16 protein-coding genes are annotated in these 23,086 nt (G+C 60.2%); 6 read left to right on the forward strand and 10 right to left on the reverse strand.

Annotation, left to right across the window (positions count from 1 at the left end; genetic code table 11):
* Positions 1–120: 120 nt before the first annotated feature.
* Positions 121–348, forward strand: coding sequence for a hypothetical protein (locus AUK77_RS06145; protein WP_296127244.1), 228 nt, complete (start codon positions 121–123; stop codon positions 346–348).
* A gap of 170 nt (positions 349–518) precedes the next feature.
* Here the strand turns inward: AUK77_RS06145 and AUK77_RS06150 are convergent, their stop codons facing one another.
* The 8 genes from AUK77_RS06150 to AUK77_RS06185 all read right to left on the reverse strand — a co-directional run bounded on the left by AUK77_RS06150 (position 519) and on the right by AUK77_RS06185 (position 8,422).
* Positions 519–1,136: an FKBP-type peptidyl-prolyl cis-trans isomerase gene (locus tag AUK77_RS06150; RefSeq protein ID WP_296127245.1), complete on the reverse strand. Its 618-nt coding sequence runs from the start codon at positions 1,134–1,136 to the stop codon at positions 519–521.
* Positions 1,137–1,197: 61 nt separating this feature from the next.
* A complete protein-coding gene (locus AUK77_RS06155) occupies positions 1,198–1,344 on the reverse strand; it encodes a DUF2256 domain-containing protein (RefSeq protein WP_296127247.1) in 147 nt (48 codons plus the stop codon).
* The gene (locus tag AUK77_RS06160; protein WP_296127249.1) at positions 1,341–2,876 is read right to left on the reverse strand and encodes a cryptochrome/photolyase family protein; all 1,536 of its coding nucleotides are present in this window, start codon (positions 2,874–2,876) and stop codon (positions 1,341–1,343) included. Before AUK77_RS06160 ends, AUK77_RS06155 begins: the two co-directional genes overlap by 4 nt.
* Positions 2,873–4,273: a 3'-5' exonuclease family protein gene (locus AUK77_RS06165; RefSeq protein WP_296127252.1), complete on the reverse strand. Its 1,401-nt coding sequence runs from the start codon at positions 4,271–4,273 to the stop codon at positions 2,873–2,875. The genes AUK77_RS06160 and AUK77_RS06165 overlap by 4 nt, the downstream gene beginning before the upstream one ends.
* Positions 4,274–4,277: 4 nt before the next feature.
* Positions 4,278–4,583, reverse strand: a complete 306-nt coding sequence (locus AUK77_RS06170) for a DUF6482 family protein (RefSeq protein ID WP_296127253.1) — start codon at positions 4,581–4,583, stop codon at positions 4,278–4,280.
* A gap of 141 nt (positions 4,584–4,724) precedes the next feature.
* Positions 4,725–5,222 (reverse strand): TIGR00645 family protein, encoded by a 498-nt coding sequence (locus tag AUK77_RS06175; RefSeq protein ID WP_296127254.1) that lies wholly within the window; start codon positions 5,220–5,222, stop codon positions 4,725–4,727.
* A gap of 204 nt (positions 5,223–5,426) precedes the next feature.
* Positions 5,427–5,768 (reverse strand): hypothetical protein, encoded by a 342-nt coding sequence (locus tag AUK77_RS06180; RefSeq protein WP_296127256.1) that lies wholly within the window; start codon positions 5,766–5,768, stop codon positions 5,427–5,429.
* Positions 5,769–5,965: 197 nt separating this feature from the next.
* Entirely contained in the window at positions 5,966–8,422 is a 2,457-nt protein-coding gene (locus AUK77_RS06185; protein ID WP_296127258.1) for an AAA family ATPase, read from the reverse strand.
* A gap of 135 nt (positions 8,423–8,557) precedes the next feature.
* Between AUK77_RS06185 and AUK77_RS06190 the strand changes: the two genes are divergently transcribed.
* Complete coding sequence (locus AUK77_RS06190; protein ID WP_296127260.1) at positions 8,558–10,192, forward strand: cation:proton antiporter family protein; 1,635 nt, start codon at positions 8,558–8,560, stop codon at positions 10,190–10,192.
* An 11-nt stretch (positions 10,193–10,203) separates the two neighbouring features.
* Here the strand turns inward: AUK77_RS06190 and AUK77_RS06195 are convergent, their stop codons facing one another.
* Entirely contained in the window at positions 10,204–10,524 is a 321-nt protein-coding gene (locus AUK77_RS06195; RefSeq protein WP_296127262.1) for a TraR/DksA C4-type zinc finger protein, read from the reverse strand.
* Positions 10,525–10,702: 178 nt separating this feature from the next.
* Positions 10,703–12,370 (reverse strand): energy-dependent translational throttle protein EttA, encoded by a 1,668-nt coding sequence (gene ettA, locus AUK77_RS06200; protein WP_296127264.1) that lies wholly within the window; start codon positions 12,368–12,370, stop codon positions 10,703–10,705.
* Positions 12,371–12,721: 351 nt separating this feature from the next.
* On the opposite strand from ettA, the gene AUK77_RS06205 reads away from it, so the two are divergent.
* The 4 genes from AUK77_RS06205 (at position 12,722) to AUK77_RS06220 (ending at position 22,977) form a co-directional block, all read left to right on the forward strand.
* Positions 12,722–16,909: an EAL domain-containing protein gene (locus tag AUK77_RS06205; protein ID WP_296127267.1), complete on the forward strand. Its 4,188-nt coding sequence runs from the start codon at positions 12,722–12,724 to the stop codon at positions 16,907–16,909.
* 166 nt (positions 16,910–17,075) lie between these two features.
* The gene (glyA, locus tag AUK77_RS06210; protein WP_296127268.1) at positions 17,076–18,332 is read left to right on the forward strand and encodes a serine hydroxymethyltransferase; all 1,257 of its coding nucleotides are present in this window, start codon (positions 17,076–17,078) and stop codon (positions 18,330–18,332) included.
* A 352-nt stretch (positions 18,333–18,684) separates the two neighbouring features.
* Positions 18,685–22,452, forward strand: coding sequence for a M10 family metallopeptidase C-terminal domain-containing protein (locus AUK77_RS06215; RefSeq protein ID WP_296127271.1), 3,768 nt, complete (start codon positions 18,685–18,687; stop codon positions 22,450–22,452).
* A 150-nt stretch (positions 22,453–22,602) separates the two neighbouring features.
* On the forward strand, positions 22,603–22,977 hold the full coding sequence (locus AUK77_RS06220; RefSeq protein ID WP_296127272.1) for a PilZ domain-containing protein: 375 nt from the start codon (positions 22,603–22,605) through the stop codon (positions 22,975–22,977).
* Positions 22,978–23,086: the final 109 nt, after the last annotated feature.

Below are 23,086 nucleotides of genomic sequence, written 5' to 3' on the forward strand. Positions count from 1 at the left end.
CGCAGACCGCAACCACCACCCAATACTCGCGGAGCCGACACGACGAAAGGCAGCGATTAATCCTTGCTATAAATCCAATAAGAATTATTCTCATCTAACCACTTGAAAGGGAGATGAGTCATGACTTACTTGATTGATGCTTGGCTGGACCGCCCGCAACCCTATCTGCGCATCCTCAACCGCAATACGGGCGAGGTTTGTGCAGTGCTCAAAGAAGACGCGCTGGACGAATTGCGTGATCAGGGCGATCTGGATTTGCACGAACTGAACTCCAGCGAACCGCTGGTGCTCAAAGAGCTGGTGCGCAACCTGTTTCTCTACTGCTACGCCCGGGCATTGCGCCCTTGACGCGCGTCGCGGGCATTGCCTGCGATAGCAAGAGTCTAAAACTCAAGATCTCGCGAGCTAGAGCCCTGCAAGGCGGAAACAGGCGAGGCAGCGGAGTGTACGTTTGTACATGAGCATGCCAAGCCTGTTTCCAACGCCGGAGGGCCGACGCGCAGCAGACCGCAACGCGCTTACAGAACGTCGAGCAGCTCCACATCAAACACCAGCACGCTATGCGGCGGGATGCTGCCAACGCCTTGCGCGCCGTAAGCCAGCTCGCTCGGTACGTACAGACGCCACTTGCTACCGGCATTCATCAATTGCAGGGCTTCAGTCCAGCCGGCAATCACGCCACCAACCGGAAACTCAGCAGGCTCGCCACGCTCGTAGGAGCTGTCGAATACGCTGCCGTCGATCAGGGTGCCGTGGTAGTGAGTGCGCACACTGTCTTCGCGGCTCGGCTTAACGCCGTCACCTGCGGTTAGCACTTCGTATTGCAGCCCCGACGCCAGCACGGTGATGCCATCACGCTTAGCGTTTTCTGCCAGGAACGCCAGGCCAGCACCCGCAGCAGCTTCAGCCTTGGCAGCGGCTTCGGCCTGCATGATGTCGCGGATCACTTTAAAGCTGGCATTCATCTCAGCCTCACCCACGCGGCTTGGCTGACCGGCAAAGGCATCAGTCAAACCAGCCAGGATAGCGTCCAGGCTCACGCCCGGCGGCGGGTTGTCGCGCAGTTGGCCACCCAGTTGACGGCCAATGCCGTAGCTGACGCGAGCTTCGTCAGTAGAGAGATTGATTTCGGACATAACACGGCTCCGCTAGGGGCTGAAAAAGGGCGGCCAGCCTAGCACAAAGCCTTTGCCGGCTCTAACGCGCGACGGCAGCGGCCCGGTGGCGACGACAACGTTCAGAGCAGTACTTCACCTCATCCCAACAACGCGCCCACTTTTTGCGCCAGGTGAAGGGCAAGCTGCACACTGCGCAAGTTTTCACCGGCAAATCGGCTTTCTTCACAGCATGTCACCAGCATCCAGACGCGCCAGTAACTGCTCGCCCCGCGCCCATAGGCCTTGCTGTTTAGCCTCGGTCATTTTGTCCAAACCACGGTAAATCATGCCCAGGCGATGATTGCCGGACAGTTGCTGACGATGGCGCATCAGAAAATGCCAATACAGAGCATTGAACGGGCAAGCCTGCTCACCAACGCTTTCCGTAACCTTGTAGGCGCAACTGCCGCAGTAATTGGACATGCGCTTGATGTACTGACCACTGGCGCAATAAGGCTTGGAGCCCAGGTAACCGCCGTCAGCATGCATCACCATACCGAGGGTATTGGGCAGTTCGACCCAATCAAACGCATCCATATAGACCGCCAAGTACCAGTCGCAGACCTGAGTCGGCTCAATACCTGCCAGCAAGGCAAAGTTACCGGTAACCATTAGCCGCTGGATGTGATGGGCGTAGGCGTGTTCCAGGGTTTGGCCGATGGCTTGGCTCATGCACTTCATGCGGGTTTGGCCGGTCCAGTAGAACGCGGGCAACGGACGGGTGTTGCCGAAGGTGTTGCGCGTGGCGTATTCGGGCATGTGCATCCAGTAGATGCCACGCACGTATTCGCGCCAGCCGATCAGCTGACGAATAAAGCCCTCAGCGGCATTCAGCGGCACCTGACCGCGCCAGTAAGCAGCCTCCACATCGGCACACAGTTGGCGCACATCCAGCAGGCCGATATTCAGCGCGGCACTGATGCGCGCGTGAAACAAAAACGGCTCACCGATGGCCATCGCATCCTGGTAATCACCGAACGCGGGCAAAGCAAATTCAAGAAAATGTTGCCACAGCCCCTCGGCTTCAACCTGCGTCACGGGGTAGTCGAACGCCTCAAGGCTGCCGTAGTGGTGACTGAAGCGCTCACCGACCAGCGCCAGCACCTCCTGAGTAATGGCATCCGCCGGAAAGCGCGCCGTCATAGGGGCTTTGATCTGCTTGGGCAACGCCTTGCGGTTTTCCGCGTCAAAGTTCCAGGCACCGCCCACTGGCGTGCCATCCGCGTTTAACAGCAGCCCCGTTTTGCGGCGCATTTCGCGGTAAAAGAACTCCATGCGTAACTGTTTGCGCCCATCGGCCCAGCGCACAAACTCATCACGGGCGCAGACAAAGCGCGTGTCGGCATGCCAGGTAATCGGCACAGCCACCTGCTGCAACGCCTCCTCCACGCGCCACTCGCCACACTCGGTGATATGCACTTCACTGGTCTGCAAGGTGTTGGCCCAGTGCTGCAACTCAGCGCCCAACGACCCGCGGTTGTCGGGGTCATCCAGCTTGACGTAGTGCACACGCCAGCCACGCTCGCGCAACGCCTCGGCAAAGTGGCGCATGGCGCTGAAGATCAAGGCGATCTTTTGCGGGTGATGCGGCACGTACTCAGCCTCAGCCAGCACTTCGGCCAACAACACGGCATCGTGCTGTGGATCCAGCGCCTGCAGGCTGGGCAAGTTAAACGACAGTTGATCGCCCAAAATCAGGGCAAGCCGACGAGTTTTCATAAAACCACAACCTCGGTGTGCGGAAAGCGCCGCAGATGGCTAAGCACAATGTGATACGCATCCAGACTGAAGGCCTGGGACGAATTATTGAGGGGCGCAGACAACAAAGCGAAGTCATCGACAGTGCCCAAATGACGCCACTGGTCGAGCACATGCCACTGCGTCAGGCCGTGCTGGCTATCACGCTCAACCAAGGCTACCGGCCCCGACCAAGGCCAGGCGGCGATGCGCAGTTGCTGGCAGCTGGCTAACAGGCGCGCATCGTGTACCGCGCACGGCTCCTGCCCGCAGCATGCGCCCAAACAGCCGCCCAATTGGGTTGCAAAACAAGCGCCCACGCCATTTTCCAACCCCAAAAGACGCAGACACAGTTGTTGTTTACGCGCCTCACCACGTAGCCAACCGAGTGCCTGACGCTGAGAGCGAAACAAGCCAACGCTCTGCGTCACAGGCCCCGTATCGGCCAAGCGCTGCAATTCGGGCCGCACACCGTCTTGGTCCTCGCGCAGCGCCCAGGTCAACAGGTCGCGCTGGCGTCGCAATTGGCGGTTGTACAAGGGCAGCAGGCGCTTTACCTCAGCCGCCTCCAACAGCAAAGCGCCCAACTCACCGGCCGTGGGCTGTACATGAATATCGCGTATCTGCTGAGCAATCTGCAGGGTGCGGCGGCTCTGATGATCATTCTGAAAGTGCGACTGCACACGCTGACGCACATTGCGGCTTTTGCCGACATAGAGCAGCGCCCGGTTGTCCCCGTAGAAGTAATAAACCCCGGGGCGCGCCGGCAGCGCACGCAAGCGCTCGGCACTGAGATACCGCGGCACCGCCGCCTTGCGCAACTGATCACTAACCTGCAGCGCCAGCGCCTCAGCCGGCACTTGGGCCACCAGACACTGCAGCAGCTGCCAAACTGCCTCGGCATCCGGCAGAGCGCGGTCGCGGAAGAACCGCTGAATCGATTGCGCTGCGCATAAAGCGTCAAGCCCATGATCCGGCAGATCTGGCCAGGCGGCGCGGGCCAATTGCAGGGTACACAGCTGACGATAACGCACGGTCTGACCGGCTAAGGCGAAGGCACGCCGCAAAAAAGCATGGGCCACGCGCAGGTTGTGCCCAACCACCACGCACCCTTCAAGGCTGCTGGCCAGCTCACTGGCGATGTGATTAAAACGTGGTTGCTGCTGCAACTCGGCGGGCAACACGCCACAGCGGCGCGACACACTCATGGGCAGCGCTTGCCCCGGATTGAGCAGCCAAGAGTGCCGCTTGACCACCGCACCACCCTCCACACGCAGCACGGCTATCTCCCAAAGACTGTCTTTCTCGGGATGCAGGCCAGTGACCTGCACATGAATGATGGCCAGCGCGCGGGAAAACAGAGCAATGGGTGCAGGCACAGCGCTACCAGGACGAGTTAAAAGAGATAGGCACCCGCACGGTGTCCTGGGTGCCGTCCTGCATGCCGCACATCTCGTCATGCACCACGGCATGCACTAAATGAAACGGCATACGCGGCAAGTCCTGCAGCAAACCGCGAGCATGTTCGACCGAACGCAGGTGCAGGGTTTTACCTTTGCCATCACTGAGCGGATGAGCGCGCCCGCCCATGTGCGCCTCCAGCAGATAGATACCGCCCTCAATGGAGATCAGGTTAAGCGCGTCAATGTCACCCGCGTGGGCATGCTGGGAAAGGTCGTTTAGGTTCATGGCAATATCCTCAGGCGAGCGAAGTTATACAAGATTCGATACAAATACAATTCTTGTACAACAACGCAAAAGCACAAGGCAAAACGCAAACCGCCCGTCTGTTTTGCAACAGACGGGCGGTTTTGGGCAGCATGAAGGCGGTCAGTCTTTTTCGTATTTGGTCAGCTTATCCAGATAACCCATGGCAAAGGCCGACCCGACAAAGGTCAGGTGAATGATCACGTACCACATCAGCTTGCTCTCAGGAACGTTCTTGGCATCCATGAACACCTTGAGCAAATGAATCGACGAGATCGCCACAATCGAAGCGGCCACCTTCATCTTTAGCGAACTGGAGTCCATCTTGCCCAGCCAACTGAGCTTCTCGGTACCCTCACGAATATTCAGTTGGGAAACAAAGTTCTCATAACCCGAGAGCATCACCATCACCAGCAAGCCGCCCACCAGCGCCATATCGATTAACGACAGGAGCACCAGAATCAGATTGGCTTCGGTCATGGCGAATACATTGGGCAGGATGTGAAAAACCTCCTGAAAGAATTTCAGCGCCAGGGCAAACAAGGCAATCGACAAGCCAAAGTAGATAGGTGCCAGTAGCCAGCGCGAGGCATACATAGCGTTTTCGATAAGGCGTTCCATAGGGCCACTCACTTAGGGTTTAAAACTGCCGGCGAGTATACTCAGCGCCCCTGACCATACAAGCCCGCGCGGGCCATGCAACGTGCATTAGCGCTTATCCCCAGCAACTGTGGATAACCCTGTGGGCGGGCTCGGGATGAATGGCTGCACGCCGGTCATATCTGGCGCTGCAGCGAGCTGCTTAAAAACTCACCAACGGTGGGTTTACGGCTCAGGCAGGGAGAACTGGTGGCCCTGACCATGACCGCGCCGCGCATTCAAACGGCGCAGTTCGGCCTGAATGGGCAAGCGCCAAACTGCTACGTCAGCACAAGGGTAATAGCCCATTGCGCGCAGGTTATCGGCGATATCGTCGAGCACGATCTGTGCTGCACAAGCCCCGTGGAATGGGCCTTGCGCCTTAATGGTGGACGGTTGCGCACCCGCCATACCCGCCGCGCAGATCAACGTCCAAAGACCGTTTTCACCGGCCAGCGGCAGCACCACGCATTCAATGCGGGTGTCGAGGCCCAGGCAATGACGGGTGAGGTGCAAGCTACGTGACATGGCGACAACCCTCGCGGGAGCAGGCCTTCAGCCTACACCCGGGTTTGCGCCATTGGGAAGCCAACAGTTACCCCCAAAAGCTGTGGATAACTGTGTGGATGAATCGCGGAAAAGTCAGCCCAGCCCTGTCGCCCTGTAGGCCCGCGCCATTCGCTCAGTGACTGACCAGCCACCAGACGAACGGCACGGGCCAGCGCTCATGGGGCCACAGATTTCTTCGCCCTGGGTTTCTTTTCTTTGACGACGGGTTCCTCTTTCTTTTCCTCATCCTTTTCGTCGTCGTCCATGCCCATGGCTGCAATATCACGCAAGCGTTCAACCACCCGCGCATTGACGCTGCCCGCTGGGAACTGGCCCTTTTCATCGGGTGAACCGGCGTCCTCGCCGACCAGCAGGCTCAGCGCCTCATCCACATGGCGCACGGCATAGATATGGAACTGCCCGGCGCGCACGGCCTGTAGCACCCGCTCATCGAGCATCAGGGTGGTGACGTTGGAATGCGGGATGATCGCGCCCTGCTCGCCCGTCAGGCCGCGGGCCTCACACAGACGGAAGAAGCCTTCGATCTTCTCGTTGACCCCGCCAACCGCCTGCACCTCGCCAAACTGGTTGATCGAGCCGGTAATGGCGAAACACTGCTTAAGTGGCGTGCGCGAGAGGGCCGAGATCAGCGTGCAGACCTCGCCCAGCGAGGCGCTGTCGCCGTCGACATAGCCGTAGGACTGCTCCAGCGCGATGCTCGCCGAAATCTCCAACGGAAACTCCTGCGCATAGCGACTGCCCAGGTAGCCGGTGAGGATCATCACTCCCTTGGAGTGGATGGGCTGACCGAGGTTGACCTCACGCTCGATGTCGACGATACCGCTGCCGCCCGGATAGACCGTGGCGGAAATCCGCGCGGGCACACCGAAGGCCGAATCACCCACCTCAAGCACGGTCAGGCCGTTGCACTTGCCCACCGCCGCACCAGCGGTGTCGATCAAAATGATCCCGGCCAGCATGTCGTCAATGATGCGCCCCGATACCCGTCCGGTGCGCGTGGCCTTGGCTTTCAGCGCTCGCTCGATATGCCCGGCATCGGTCATTTCATCCCCGGCCAGGCTGCGGATAAAGTCGGCCTCGCTGACCAACTGAAACAAGTCACCAATACGCGCCGACAAACGCCCCTGGTGCTCGGCCAACCGCGCACTGTAGGTGGCCACGCGCGCCACGGCAGCAGCGGTGAGTGGCGCCATGCCCTCTTCCGAGGTGCGGGTTTTCATCAGCTGGGCGAACTGCTCAAGGCTGTCGTCGGCCAGCGGGATGTCTTCGTCGAAATCAACCAGCACCCGGAACATTTCCTGGAAGTCCGGGTCGAGGTCCTGCAGCGTGTAATACAGCTGGCGCGAACCGATGATCACCACCTTGAGGTGCAGCGGAATCATCTGTGGGGTCAGGGTCACGGTGGCGATTCGGCCCAGATCGCCCAATGGCGACTCCATCTTCAACTGGCGCGATTGCAGGGCGCGCTTGAGCGCATCCCAAACGAACGGCTCGCCGAGCATCTTCTCGGCTTCGAGAATCAGAAAGCCGCCGTTGGCGCGGTGCAGCGCTCCCGGACGCAACTGGCGGTAACTGGTGTAGAGCGCGCCCTGATCGGTGTTGTATTCAATGCGGCCGAACAAGTTGTCGTAGGTCGGGTGCGGCTCAAACACCACCGGTGCGCCGCCCTGCAGGTGATGGCCGACGACCAGGCTGGGGCAGTACTGCTCTTCGAGCAGCTTGCGCGTGTGCGCATCGGCCTTTTCCACTTCAACCAACTGATCGACCACGGTCTTCAGCAGGTTGACCTGCATGGCCTGCAGATAGGCGCAGACACCGGCATTTTCCGCGTACTTCTGCGACAGCGGCGCAAGCAACGGCTGCAAGGCCAGGGTGATGGTTTCTTCATTAAGCTGACGCAGCTGATTGCTCGATTCGCGCTTCCACTGCGGCAAGCTGGCCAACTCTTCGTTCAGGCATTCTTCCAGCGTGGCGATGTCGGCATGGAAGCGCTCCCGCTCGGCTTCCGGCAACTGGGCGAACTCGGCCTCATCCAGCGCCTTGCCGTCGAGCATGGGGGTGAAGGCAATGTTGCTGCTGTCGCGGTACAGGGCGACGCTTTTCTCCAGCGACAGGCGCTCAATCACATCCAGCGCCTGGTCATAGCGCTTGTTGAAGGCGCGGTCGATGGCGTTTTTCTTCTGCTGAAACGAGGGGTGTTCGAACACCGCCGGGAAAGTCGCCAGCAGGTTATCAATCAGCCCATTGATGTCGGCCATAAACGCACTGGCAGTACCGGCCGGCAGCTCCAGTGCACGCGGCTCACGCGGCTCATCGAAATGGTTGACGTAGACCCAGTCCGCCGGGGTGTGCAGGCGCTTGGCTTCAGCCTTGAGGTAGCGTTTGACGAAGGAGAAACGCCCGGTACCGGGCTCGCCCATGACGAACACGTTATAACCGGGGCGCGGCATGGCCACACCAAACTGCAACGCTTCAACGGCACGTTCCTGACCCAGTACGCCGCGAAACGGCTCTAAATCTTCCGTGCTAGTGAAATTGAACTGCTCAGGGGAAAACGGGCGGGTCAGCGCTTCAGGCGCAAGGCGCAAATGGGCTGCAACGGAGTCAGGCATTGGAAATCCTTGGACGGGGGGCTGACGAAATAATCGCCCCATCGGCCCTCATCCACAAGCGGTATGCTTGATCTAACGCAAGCGCAGCCGCGCGGGCTTTTCTAGAATGGCTCACAATTTTTCACGGAGTTCGCCATGAGTCTTTTCCAGGAAGTTGCGGTATTGCTGGCTTTGTCTGCCGTGGTGGGCGGCGTTGCCGTCAAGCTGCGCCAACCGCTGATCATCGCTTATATCCTGGTGGGCATTCTTGCTGGCCCCGCCGTGCTAGGCCTGAGCAGTGAGAACGAACCGCTCAAGCTGTTCGCCGAAATTGGCATCACCGTATTGCTGTTCGTCGTCGGTTTAAAGCTGGACATGCGCCTGGTGCGCACGCTCGGGCCTGTGGCGCTGGCCACCGGTTTGGGCCAGCTGACCTTTACCGTCGTCTTCGGCTACGGCCTGTGTTACCTGCTCGGGCTGGAGTGGATGACCGCGCTGTATGTCTCGGTGGCGCTGACCTTCTCCAGCACCATCATCATCGTCAAATTGCTCTCCGACAAAGGCGAGATCGACTCGCTGCACGGACGCATCGCCATGGGCTTCCTGATTGTTCAGGACATCGCCGTGGTGCTGGCCATGCTCGGCCTTAACCTCTATCAACCGAGCAACGGTGAAGCGCCGGTGATGCCGCCGCTGCTGCTAGCGGCCACTTTGCTGGGCTTTGGGGTGCTGCTTTACCTACTGATGCGTTTCGCATTGCCGCGCCTGCTGGACATCATGGCCAGCTCCCCCGAGTTGCTGATGCTGATGGCCATTGCCTGGGGGATTTTGCTGGCAGCGGGTGCCGATTCGCTTGGCTTGTCCAAAGAGATTGGCGCCTTTGTCGCGGGCTTCTCGCTGGCCTCAACGCCGCTGCGTGAAGCCGTGGCCAGTCGCCTGACCAGCCTGCGCGACTTTCTGCTGCTGTTCTTCTTTCTGCACTTGGGCCTGCAATTGGATTTCGCCCACATCCACGGGCAAATCGGCAGCGCGCTGATCCTCTCGGCCTTTGTCTTGATTGGTAACCCGCTGATCGTCATGGCCATCATGGGCTGGATGGGCTACCGCAAACGCACCGGCTTTATGGCGGGGCTGACTGTGGCGCAGATCAGTGAGTTCTCCATCATTTTTGTCGCCATGGGTATTGGCCTGGGGCATGTTGGCCAGGATGCGCTAGGGCTGACCACGCTGGTGGGATTAATCACCATCACCCTGTCCACCTACATGATTTTGTACTCGCAGCCGCTGTTTGATCGACTGGCGCCTTGGCTGGGGATTTTCGAGCGGCACATCCCGCACCGCGAAAACGCCAACGACAGCGACCCGCAAAACAGCCACGCCGATGTCGTCGTGTATGGCATGGGCCGTTATGGCCGTCAGCTTGCCCACCAACTTGAAGCCGGTGGCCTGCGTGTCCTGGGGGTGGACTTTGACCCTGGCGCACTTAGCGATGCCCGTAACGAAGGCCTCAACGTCTGCTACGGCGACGCCGAGGACAGCGACTTTTTAGAGCACCTGCCGCTCAACAAGGCCAAGGCCATGATCAGCACCATTCCCCAGCGCGAGGTCAATGCCATCCTGTTGCGCGCACTGCGCGCCAGCACCTTCAAAGGCAAGGTCACCCTTAGCGCCTTTCGCGCGGGTGATGCCGAAGCCTTGGAAAATGCCGGCGCCGCCAGCGTGCTCAGGCCTCACAGCGACGCGGCAGAAACTGCCGCACGCCGCTTGCTGGGTGAAATCGGCAAGGCCTGAACAGCCTCTGCTCAGGCCTGATCAGCGCAGTTCAGGCAATGCTCGGCGGCGGGCATTGCTTCCAGCCGCGCGGGGTTGATGGCTTCAGCGCAGCACTGGCAAACACCATAGCGCCCCTCTGCCAAGCGGCGCTTGGCCAGCTCAACCTGACGCATCCCGGTTTCAGCCTCGGCCAACAGCGCCTCAAGCACCTCGTCATTTTGCCGCTGCTGGGCTTGTTCGGCGAAATCAGCCGAATGGCTGCGCGCCAGATCGTGGCGAATGGCTTGTGCGCGTGCGCTGTATTCGTCAAACAGTTGGCCCAGCTCAACATGGGGATCAAACGCGGTCATGTCAGTCTCCTGAGGGGTGGTTTGCATCAGTGTGCGCCCCTCAACACGCAAGACATTGCCGCAGATCAGCCAATCAGCACAGGCCTTCGCGCAGACTCAGACCAGCGCGGCCGAGCTTGAATCAATCGCGGCAAACAAAAACGGAGCCTTGCGGCTCCGTTCTGTTGTGCGACGTGGCTTACTGCGCCAGCTTCTTGTAACGCACGCGGTGCGGCTGCGCGGCAGCATCACCCAGGCGTTTTTTACGGTCGGCTTCGTACTCGGTGTAATTGCCTTCGAAGAACTCGATATGCGAGTCGTCTTCGTACGCCAGGATGTGGGTCGCCACGCGGTCCAGGAACCAGCGATCGTGAGAGATCACAATGGCGGCGCCAGGGAAGTCGAGCAGTGCTTCTTCCAGCGAACGCAGGGTTTCCACGTCGAGGTCGTTGGACGGTTCGTCCAGCAGCAGCACGTTGGCACCCTCTTTCAAGGTTAGGGCCAGGTGCAGACGGCCGCGCTCACCCCCGGAGAGGTCCTTGACGAACTTCTGCTGGTCGCCGCCTTTGAAGTTGAAGCGGCCCACATAAGTGCGCGACGGCACTTCATAGTTGCCGATCTTGATCATGTCGGAACCGCCGGACACGGCTTCCCAGACAGACTTGCTGCCGTCGAGGTCGTCGCGGCTCTGATCGACGCAGGCCAACTGCACGGTTTCACCGATCTCGATGCTGCCTGAGTCCGGTTGCTCCTTGCCCATCAGCATGCGGAACAGGGTCGACTTACCGGCACCGTTACCGCCGATCACGCCGACGATGGCACCCTTAGGCATGCTGAACGACAGGTTGTCGATCAGCGCGCGGTCGCCGTAGCCCTTGCTGACATTGACGAATTCGATGACCTTGTCGCCCAGACGCGGGCCAACCGGGATGTAGATTTCGTTGGTTTCGCTGCGCTTCTGGAATTCCTGCGACTGCATTTCTTCGAAGCGTTGCAAACGTGCCTTGGACTTCGACTGGCGAGCTTTAGCGCCTTTGCGCACCCACTCCAGTTCTTCCTTCATGGCCTTTTCGTGAGCCGACTGCTGCTTGGATTCCTGGGCCAGACGGTTCGACTTAGCCTCCAACCAACCGGAATAGTTACCCTCGTAAGGGATACCGGCGCCGCGGTCGAGTTCGAGAATCCAGCCGGCGACGTTGTCCAAGAAGTAACGGTCGTGGGTAATGGCGACCACGGTGCCCGGGAAGTCGTGGAGGAAATGCTCCAGCCAGGCTACCGAATCGGCATCCAGGTGGTTGGTTGGTTCGTCGAGCAGCAGCATATCGGGGGCCGACAGCAGCAGGCGGCACAGGGCCACGCGGCGCTTCTCACCACCAGAAAGCACGGCAACCTTGGCATCCCAGGCGGGCAAGCGCAGCGCGTCGGCGGCGACTTCCAGCTGACGCTCCAAGTTGTGGCCATCGCTGGTTTGCAGAATGGCTTCGAGCTTGGCCTGCTCGGCGGCCAGCTTATCGAAATCGGCATCCGGCTCAGCGTATGCGGCATAAACCTGATCCAGACGCGCCTGGGCGTCCTTGATCTGGCTTACAGCCTCTTCCACGACTTCGCGCACGGTTTTGCTCGGGTCGAGCTGAGGCTCCTGTGGCAGGTAACCGATATTCAGCTCTGGCATCGGCCGCGCTTCGCCATTGAACTCGGTATCGACGCCGGCCATGATTTTCAGCAGGGTGGATTTACCCGAACCGTTGAGGCCGAGTACGCCAATCTTCGCGCCAGGGAAGAACGACAGGGAGATGTTCTTGAGGATTTCCCGCTTCGGCGGCACAACTTTGCCGAGCCGATGCATGGTGTAAACGTATTGAGCCATGATGACCTTGGTTCTGGATTGGATCGAAAGAGCCGCCAACTGTGGTCTGCAGGGCAATGCCCAAAGGCATTACAGTGCTGCCAAAGGCTGCCAGCAGGGGCCGCAAAATCACGGGCCATAGACAGTTGCCGCGCGTGCGGCAAAACTACCGGAATGCGCGAGGCAGGGCAAACAACGCTCGTCGGCTGCGCTGGCACTTCGCCATGATTGTGGCATGCTAGCCGCCCCCTGAAAATCAGCCCTGCCGCGCACCACTCAGGGATCCCCCACACAGCCCCAGGAACCTTGTCGTTGCCTAAAGTCACACCGCCCTCCTCCTCGCGCAATACTGGCTTCAAGCCGGCGGCAGCGATGCGTGGACCAACCCGTGGTGCGCTGGTGATTTTAGTGCTGATGATGCTCGCCCTGCTGCTTTGGCAGCTGCGCCAGGAGTCTCAGCAGTTGCTGGACAACCAGCGCCAACTTGGCATGGTCTACAGCTCACAGCTGGCTAACCACCTGAGCTTGAACATGGAGCTCAAAGCCAGCGCGGGGCTGGCATTGCTGCAAGGCCACCAGCAGCCACCGGCCACGGCGGATGAGTTTGAAACGCTGTTGCACACCCTGCGCGGTGTATTCCCCACCCTGCACAGCCTGGTCTGGTTGAACGCCCAAGGCGCTGTCATCACCGACAGCCATGCGCCAACCGACGACGGACTGTACCTGCAACAACTGATACAGCGCGGCCGCGCCGAAGCCTTCTTCTATACCTTCAGCGCCAACGATGGCGGGCGTATTTATTCGCTCCTGCGACACACCCCCGACAGCATGGCCAGTGGTTTCTGGGTGCTGCGCATGAGTAACAGCGCGCTGAGCGGCTGGCTGCGCGAACATCATCAAAGCTCGCACCAATGGCAGCTGGAAGACCGCAACGTGCAACGCGTGATCGCCAGCAATCAGATCAGCAGTACCGGCACAATCCCCGTGGCACCGCCCGTTACGGCAGAGAATCTGGCGCACACCCTGCAACGAACCGAATTGGCCGGCAGTGACTGGCAACTGCGCGCGCTCTTTAATGAGCGTCAGGTGCGCGCTCAACAGTTGCCGCAACAAGCCAGCAAACTGCTGCTGTTTATCCTCTGCGCCACCCTGACGCTGTTTGCGCTCTATCGCCTGCTGCAAGAGCAACGCAACCTGCATGCCCTCAACAGCGCTTCGCGGCGTTCGCTGCAGCAAGCCGCGAGCGTCTTGAGCGCTATCGAAGAACGTGTGCTGGTGACCGATCACAACGGCCAGTTGCAATACCTCAACCCCCAGGCTGAGGCCATGTTTGGCCTGAAGAATGACGAGGCGAGCCAGTGGCACTTGCTGCAATTGCTGCCCCGCCTGGATCCGCTGCTCTTGCACGACACGGCCCTGCACAACGACCTCGGCCCCGACTTGGTGGAGATCCAGCAAAACGGCCGCACGCACCTCTATGACGTCAGCCGCAGCGATCTAAGTACGGACAACCGGCGCAGCGGATTTGTCTGGGTCTTGCGCGACGTCACCGAAGAACAGCACGCCTCACAGGTGCTGCAAGAAACCCGGCGGCGCTATCAAGATATTTTCGACGGCACCGGCACCGCCCTGTGTGTGCTGGACCTGGCCGAACTGCACCGCTATCTCAACGAGCAGCAGCTCTACACCCTGCCGCGCCTGCATAGCTGGCTGGAAGCCGATCCTGCCAACCACCACGCACTCATCCAGCGTATGCGCCTGACCGAGACCAATCAGGTGGCCCTGCAGTTGTTAGGCGTGGACAGCAACCAGCAAGCCTGGGAGCACCTCTTTAACCGCGGCAAGTTGGGAACCGATGGGTTCCGCCTGCAACTGCTCACCACCTTGCTCAGCGGTAACCGGCAACTGGAGATGGAACGGCAAGTCACCACGCCACAAGGGCACGAACGTCATTTGTGGTTGCTGATGCGCTTGCCGGAGAGTGTCGAAGACCTGCACGCCGTAACCCTCAGCATCAGCGACATTACCAACCGCAAACGCATTGAAACCTCGCTGATCGAGCGCGAGCGTTTCTGGTCGCAGGTGGTCAAGGCCGTGCCGGACACCATCTACGTGCACGACCTCTGCAATAAGCGAGTGATGTACAGCAACAACCACCTAGGGCCACAACTGGGCTACAGCAAGGCGGAGAGTAAAGAGCTCGGGGAACACCTGTGGGAGAAAGTCCTACACCCCGATGATGTCGAACTCTATCAACACATGCGCAACGCCCAGCAAGTGGTGGGTAAAGGCCTGCTGATGCAGTTCGAGTTGCGCTGGCGTCACCGCGACGGCAGCTGGCACTGGTTCGATATTCGCGAACAAGCCCTGGCGCACGATCAGCATGGCCGGGTCAGCCGCTTGATAGGGGTGGCCAAAGACATCACTGAACAGATCACCCACAGCGAATCGCTGCGCACCAGCGAACAGCGCTATCGCCTGCTGGCTGAAAGCATCAGCGACGTAATTTTCTCAACCGGCAGCGACCTGCAACTCAACTACGTCAGCCCCTCGGTCAAACCCGTACTGGGCTACGACAGCGAATGGGCGCTGGCCAATGGCTTTCAGAGTTTGGCCACCAACCCGCGCCAGCTGGTGGGGTTCTATGCCCTGCTGGAGCGTGTGCGTATAGCCTTGGGCGATCCGCTGCGCATGGCTGAATTGCGCACCCAGTTTTTGCCGCAACTGTTTGTGTTTGACGCCCTGCGCGCCGACGGCCAGAAAATCCCGGTGGAGCTGCGCCTGGTGCCCATGTGGGATGACAACGGCCGCTTCGAGGGCCTGCTGGGTGTCGGTCGGGACATCAGCTTGCAACGCCGCGCGGAAAAAGACCTGCGCATGGCGGCCACCGTATTTGAACACTCCACCGCCGCCATTCTGGTCACCGACCCGGCCGGCTATATTGTGCAAGTCAACAAAGCGTTCAGCCGCGTCAGCGGCTACAGCCCACGGCAGATTCTCGACCAGTTGCCCAACGTGCTCACGGCCGACACACAGCAAGCAAGCCACCTGTCTTATGTGCTGCGCCAGCTCAACCAGCAGGGCAGCTGGGAAGGCGAGGTGTGGCTCAAGCGTAAAAATGACGAGAAATTCCCGGCCTGGGTCGGCATTACGGCAGTGAAAGACGACGAAGGGGATTTGGTCAGCTACGTCTGCTTCTTCAGCGACATCAGCGAGCGCAAAGCCAGCGAGCAGCGCATTCACCGCCTGGCCTACTACGACGCCCTCACTCAACTACCCAACCGCACACTGTTCCAAGATCGCCTGCACAACGCCCTGCTGCACGGTGAACGGCACAATGAGTGGGTGGTCTTGATGTTCCTTGACCTGGACCGCTTCAAGCCGATCAACGATTCCCTCGGCCATGCCGCCGGTGATCGCATGCTCAAAGAAGTGGCGCAGCGCCTGAGCGCCTGCGTTGACAGTGACGACACGGTAGCGCGCATGGGCGGTGACGAGTTCACCCTACTGCTGTCCTCTCACCCCATACGGGATGCCGCCATGAACCGCGCCATTCATGTGGGCGAACTGATTCTCGCCAGCCTGGCGCAGCCGTTTATTCTCGAAGGCCGCGAGTTCTTCGTGACCGCCAGCATCGGCATCGCCCTCAGCCCGCAAGACGGCCGCGAGCTTAGCCAGCTGATGAAAAACGCCGACACGGCCATGTACCACGCCAAAGAGCGCGGCAAGAATAACTTCCAGTTCTACCAGGCCGACATGAACGCCAGCGCCCTGCAGCGCTTGGAGCTGGAAAGCGACCTGCGCCATGCGCTGGAGCAGGACGAATTTATCCTTTACTACCAGCCGCAGTTCTCCGGCGACGGCAAGCGCCTAACCGGCGCAGAAGCCCTGCTGCGCTGGCAACACCCGCAACGTGGCCTGGTGCCGCCGAACGACTTTATCCCGGTTCTGGAAGAGCTCGGCCTGGTGGTGCAAGTGGGCGATTGGGTGCTGCGCGAGTCCTGCCGGCAACTGGCGCAATGGCATGCTGCGCAGATTCGCGTACCGAAGATTTCGGTCAACCTCTCCGCCCGTCAGTTTGCCGAAGGCAACCTGCACCAACGTATTGCCCAGATCATCGAAGACAGCGCCATACCCGCCGCCTGCCTGGAGCTGGAGCTGACCGAAAGCATACTGATGGAAGATGTAACCAACGCCATGCAGACCCTAAGCGCGCTCAAACAACTGGGCGTAGGCATTGCCATTGACGATTTCGGCACCGGGTACAGCTCGCTCAACTACCTCAAACAGTTCCCCATCGACGTGCTGAAAATTGACCGCAGTTTCGTCGACGGCCTGCCCCACGGTGAGCAGGACGGGCAAATTGCCCGCGCCATCATTGCCATGGCTCACAGCCTGAACCTCAAGGTGATCGCCGAAGGCGTGGAAACCCTGGCCCAACTGGACTTCCTGCGCGGGCATGACTGCGACGAAGTGCAAGGCTTCCTGCTTGGCCGCCCCATGCCCGCCAATCAGTTCACCGCGCTGTTCACCGGCACCGCGCTGTTTATGCTCAGCTAAGGCAAGCCGCTGCGTATTAGGGGCTTGTGGCTTATTGCATGATGTGCAGTCCACATGAGCCCCATTTGTCCGCCAGATGATCAGCCTTCATATGCCAGTGCACCTCGGATGGGTTAGAATTCGCCCCCTCTTTCTACTGCCCAGCTGTTTTTTTCAGGGGAATGCCATGTTCAGCCGTGATTTGACTCTTGCCCGTTATGACGCCGAATTGTTTGCCGCGATGGAGCAGGAAGCCCAACGCCAGGAACATCACATCGAGCTGATCGCCTCGGAAAACTACACCAGCCCAGCGGTGATGGAAGCCCAAGGTTCGGTGCTGACCAACAAGTACGCCGAAGGCTACCCAGGCAAGCGCTACTACGGCGGTTGCGAATACGTCGACATCGTTGAGCAGCTGGCCATCGACCGCGCCAAAGAGCTGTTCGGCGCCGATTACGCCAACGTCCAACCGCACTCCGGCAGCCAAGCCAACAGCGCGGTCTACCTGGCCCTGCTGAACGCCGGCGATACCGTGCTGGGCATGAGCCTGGCGCACGGCGGCCACCTGACCCACGGCGCCAGCGTCAGCTTCTCCGGCAAGGTGTACAACGCCGTGCAGTACGGCATCGACACCGTCACTGGCCTGATTGACTACGACGAAGTTGAGCGCCTGGCCGTTGAGCATAAGCCGAAGATGATCATCGCCGGCTTCAGCGCTTACTCGCAGGTTCTCGATTTCCCACGCTTCCGCGCCATCGCCGACAAAGTCGGTGCTTACCTGTTCGTCGACATGGCGCACGTAGCGGGCTTGGTAGCAGCAGGCGTGTACCCGAACCCGGTGCCGTTCGCTGACGTGGTAACCACCACCACCCACAAAACCCTGCGCGGTCCGCGTGGTGGTTTGATCTTGGCCCGCGCCAACGAAGCGCTGGAGAAGAAGTTCAACTCCGCAGTATTCCCAGGCGGACAGGGCGGCCCGCTGGAGCACGTGATTGCAGGCAAGGCCGTGTGCTTTAAAGAAGCCCTGCAACCTGAGTTCAAGGCCTACCAGCAGCAAGTCATCAAAAACGCCCAGGCCATGGCCAGTGTGTTTATTGAAAAGGGCTACGACGTAATCTCCGGCGGCACCGAGAACCACCTGTTCCTGCTCAGCCTGATCAAGCAAGACATCACCGGTAAAGACGCCGACGCCGCCCTGGGTCGCGCCTTTATCACTGTGAACAAGAACAGCGTACCGAACGACCCACGCTCGCCGTTCGTCACCTCGGGTCTGCGTATCGGCACCCCAGCCGTCACCACCCGTGGCTTCAAGGAAGACGAATGCCGCGCACTGGCTGGTTGGATCTGCGAGATCCTCGCCAACCTGGGCGACGAAGCCGTTGAAGCCCGCGTACGTGAGCAAGTTAAAGCGGTCTGCGCCAAGTTCCCGGTTTACGGCAACTGAGTGACTCGCCCAGGCACCGGCCCGTAGTGCCAGCCTGGGAAATCGCACGACCGTCCGTCTGTAATAAAATGCCCGCATTGAGAGATGCGGGCATTTTTATTCCCCCCAAATACTCAAGGTGCAATGCCTTGGTGCCTGTTTGCAAGGCCGCCACCCGCCCATTGAGTGACGCCAAATTTCCTCCGTACGCCCCGCACTCATTGACGCCCAACCCTTGACGCAGAGCGCTTTAAACGGCGCAGCACGCTTGCTCTGAGGCGCTGTCACAGCGACTGCAGCGGGCTCTTAAAGCCATGCGCATCCGTGTATTGGCTTTAAGGCGCCGCTCACAGCAGCTGGCGGAGGAGACTGCATGTTTTCCATGGCAAATGGCACCGACGACGCACTACTGGCACTCGAAGGCAGCAGCGGCAATGACAACCTAATTGGCACCTCAGACGATGAGCTGTTACGCGGCCAGGCCGGCGACGACAAGCTCAACGGCGGTGCCGGCAACGATGTTCTGGTAGGCGGTGCGGGCCGCGATACGCTCACCGGCGGTGACGGCGCAGACACCTTCCGCTTTAGCGAACTGGCGGACAGCTACCGCACCAGCAGCACCTTGCACGCCGACCTGATCACCGATTTCGACGGCGCACTCGATCGCCTCGACCTTTCCGGCCTCGGCTTCAGCGCATTGGGCAACGGTTACAACGGCACCCTGCTGCTCAGTTACAGCAGCACCAGCGACCGCACCTACCTGAAATCCTTCGAGGCCGACGCCAGCGGCAACCGCTTCGAACTGGCCCTCCATGGTAACCAGCTGACGGCTCTCAACCCCACCAACATCCTGTTTAGCGCCAACGCCTTGGCCAACAACGCGCCCGCGCTCAGCGAGCCCTTGCTGGATCAGAGTCTCAGTGAAAACACTTCGCTTACCTACGGCATCTCAACGTCCAGTTTCGCCGACGCGGATGGCGACAGCCTGAGTTACAGCGCCACCTTGAGCAGCGGCGCGGCTCTGCCGTCCTGGCTGGCCTTCAACGCCACCACCCTGACCTTCAACGGCATGCCTGGACTCGGTACGGCAGGCACCTATGAGATCAGACTAAGCGCCAGCGACGGGCGCGGCGGCACGCTCACCGACAGCTTCCTGATCAGCATCAGCGCCGCGCCAGAAGGTGAGCTGACCTTGTGGGGCAGCGAGGGCAATGACCGCCTGCTGGGCACTTCGGCGGATGAAACCCTACAAGGCATGGCCGGTATCGACACGCTTCTGGGCGGTGCTGGCAACGACCTGCTGATCGGCGGCGGCGGGCGCGACAGCCTTACCGGCGGCGACGGCGCGGACACCTTTCGTTTCAGCGAACTGCAGGACAGTTACCGTAACGGCAGCCTGAATAACGACACTATCACCGACTTCGATGCCGCACTGGACCGCTTAGACCTCAGCGGACTTGGCTTTACCGCGTTGGGCAATGGCTACAACGGCACCCTGCTGCTCAGCTACAGCAGCGCCAGCGATCGCACCTACCTGAAATCTCTGGAGCCCGACCTCAGCGGCAACCGCTTCGAGCTAGCCTTCCAGGGCAATCACCTGAACAGCCTGACGGCCGCTAACGTGTTTTTCGACACCTCACCGCCGCCTCCACCACCGCCTCCACCACCGCCCCCGCCGCCTCCACCGCTGCCAACTCCGCCCGGTACGGAGGGCGACGACATACTCAACGGCAGCGGCGCTGACGAAGTACTTTCTGGCAATGCCGGCGCAGACAAGATCAATGGGGGCGCGGGCAACGATGTGCTCGACGGCGGCGCCGGCAAAGACAGCCTGACCGGCGGCGAAGGCAGCGACATCTTCCGCTTCAGCGGCGCACTCGACAGCTACCGCAATTACGGCCCCGCCGACATCAGCGCCGCCGACACCATCACCGACTTCACCTCCGGTGTGGACAAGATCGACCTTTCGGCCCTGGGCTACACCGGCCTGGGTAACGGCTACGACAACACGCTGTACTTGACCCTGAATGACACGGGCACCAAGACCTCGCTTAAATCCCGTGAGCCCGACGCAGATGGCAATAGCTTCGAGATAGCGCTGAACGGCAATCACCTGAACAGCCTGAGCGCGGCGGACTTTATCTTCGCCGAGCCCATGCCGCAGAACACACTCTTCGTGCCCACCCTGGGCCAATCCAACGCCCGGCTACTGCGCATGTTCGCCGGCGACGAGGAGTCCGGAATCACCGAAATGGTCAGCCACCTGACGCGCTATACCGACTTCGACAAAGTGGAAAGCCTGTTCTTTGACCAGGACGCCAACCCAGTGGACATCGCCGTCGGCGGCAGCACCGTCAGCGGCCGCTCCACATCAACAGACGCAGAGAAGGCCAAGGCCTGGTGGTACAGCGACACCGACCAACCCGGCGAAGCCCTGCTGCAGGCCGTCACCAACCTCAGCAGCCAGCTGGCAAGCCTTCTGGCCAAAGGTAGCGTGACCATGGCCATCGTCTGGGGCCAGGGTGAGGACAACGCCATGAGCTATGCCACCGCCAGCGACAAACAGGCTGAAATCGAGCTGTACAAGAGCAATACGCTGAAAGTCTTCGACTACCTGAAAACCCAGCTGGGCACCCCGGACCTGGTGTTCTACCTGATGCTGACCGGTACCTACCAAGAGGAGGCGGCCGCCTTGCGCGGTTACAGCCCCGCGGAGATTGCCGGCATAGTCGCAGGCACTGAGGCGATCCGCCAAGCCCAACTGGAATTGGCCGCCAGCCGTAGCGATATAAAAATCGCGGTGGACTACAGCGACCTGCCAATGCGCTACGACGTCGACCCGCTGACCTATTACTACGATGTCTGGCATATGACCGGCGATGCCAGTGAAATCATCGGCCAGCGCTTGGCGGACTTTATCGCCAACGACCTGGGCTATCAGAGCGATGCCCACGACAACAACGACCCCAGCACGCTCTCGCTGTACCCCGCCAACCGGGCTCTCGGCACTGAGGGCGACGACCTGCTGCTCGGCACGGCAGCCGCCGACACCCTCGACGGCGGCCTGGGCGCAGACCATATGCAAGGCGGCGACGGCAGCGACGTCTATCTCGTCGACAACGTCGGCGATCAAGTTCTGGAGAACGGCACCGGCGTCGAGGACTATGACACCGTCGTGGCATCAATCAGCTGGACCCTCGGCGAGAATCTGGAAAACCTGCTGTTGGTCGGCCCGCAAGCGCTCAACGGCAGCGGCAATAGCCTCAATAACATCATCCGTGGCAATGCCGCAGACAACGTACTGGATGGCGGCGTGGGTGCCGACGTGCTGCTCGGCGACGTGGGCAATGACAGCTACTTTGTCGACAACGCTGGCGATCTGGTAGTGGAAGGTGCCGATGGGGGGACTGATCGGGTGTTCAGCAGCCTGACCAGCTACACCATGGCCAGTAACATCGAAATCCTCCACCTGATCGCTCCCGGCAACTCCAACGGCACCGGCAATGCACTAGATAACCTCATCTTCGCCAGCTCCGGAAATAACATCCTCAATGGCGGACTCGGCAACGACAGCCTGTCCTACGCCTATGCCGAAGCCGGCGTCAGCGTCACCCTGGTCACGACACAAGCCCAGGCGACCGGCGGCTCCGGGCTCGACTCAGTACGCGGCTTCGAAAACCTAATAGGCAGCGACTATGACGACATTCTGGGCGGTGGCTCCGGTAATAACACTCTGCGGGGTGGAGGCGGTAACGACGTGCTTAATGGCCTGGCTGGTAACGACGTGCTCGACGGTGGCGCAGGTGCCGACTACCTGAATGGTGGTAGCGGCGCTGATCGCTATGTGTTCAGCAAGCTCAGCGACATGCTCACGGGTGAGTTTCACGACCTGATTTATGGCTTCAAGAGCAGTGAAGGTGACCTAATTGATCTGTCGGCACTGGATGCCAATCCCTTGACCGCCGCCCACGACGCCTTCAGCTTTATCGGCAATGCTGCCTTCAGCGAGCAGGATGCCAGCGGCCAACTGCGCTTCGCCGACGGCGTGCTGTATGGCAGCACCAACGCGGGTAGTAGCGCAGAGTTTATGATCGGACTACTCGGCGCAACCACGTTTTCCGCAAGCGACCTGTACGGCTAGGCGCCGCTACGAGCGTTGCCGCCTGCCACTGCAGCAGCTTATTTAGCTGCCGCTTCAGTTACTATCTGCGCCAGATATCCGCCCAGATTTAACCAGCCAGCGCCAGCAGCCTTGGCTATAGTTGATAAAACATCGCAGGAGTTTGTTTGCATGAGCGAAACAGCCAATGACCGTCGGCGCTTTCAACGAATCGCCTTCGACGCACCGACCGAGATCGTGCAAGGCGATCAACGCTGGGTTGTAGAACTGCTGGATATCTCGTTGAAAGGGCTGCTGGTCAAGCGCCCCGCCAACTGGAGTGCTGACGCCGATCAGCCACTCGAAGCGGCCTTGACGCTGGCAGACGACACCCAAGTCAAGATGGATGTAGTCCTCACCCGCAATCAGGGCGATCTGCTCGGCTTTGTCTGCCGGCATATCGACCTGGACTCGATCAGTCACCTGCGCCGCCTGGTTGAACTCAACCTCGGCGACGAAAGCCTGCTGGAGCGAGAACTGGCTGCGCTCGGGCAAGAAGACGAGTAACCAGAAGGAGGCTTAGGCCTCCTTTCTCATCTCTGCGATCCGCTATTCAAACAGCGCATCCAGCGCTTGTTCCAGACGCGTCACAGCAATCACCTGTAAACCCGGCGGC

Source organism: Pseudomonas sp. Ga0074129 (genome assembly GCA_001465025.1).
In the GTDB taxonomy this organism is placed as follows: Bacteria; Pseudomonadota; Gammaproteobacteria; order Pseudomonadales; family Pseudomonadaceae; genus Aquipseudomonas.